General features: G+C 50.6%; 1 protein-coding gene. It reads right to left on the reverse strand.

Annotated features, from left to right (window positions below):
- A partial coding sequence (locus tag FKW19_RS15270; protein ID WP_150150633.1) for a hypothetical protein occupies positions 1 to 326 on the reverse strand: 326 nt, incomplete at both ends.

Below are 326 nucleotides of genomic sequence, written 5' to 3' on the forward strand. Positions count from 1 at the left end.
CCATCAATATACGCGGCATAAATACCTTGGGCATTCACAGTCATGGCAGACACCACGCCGTTGCTCTGCACGGTAATGCCAGCATCATTCAAGGTTACGCCAGATGCCAGGCCACCACCATTCACCACCAGATGATCGTGATAGACCGTCACATCATCCGCAACGCCGCCTGAATTGACAATAACATCGTGAACTTCACCACCTGTTGCAGCCTGCGCGCTGTTATCCGCCGCACCAGAAACATTTACACCAGAAACATACCCTTTACTGCCAACAACAAGCGTACCTTCCTTGTCCCCAGTAATCTTAATATCCGTCGCAAAAGC

The sequence above is a fragment of the Acetobacter sp. DmW_125128 genome (genome assembly GCF_008704325.1).
GTDB lineage: Bacteria > Pseudomonadota > Alphaproteobacteria > Acetobacterales > Acetobacteraceae > Acetobacter > Acetobacter oryzifermentans.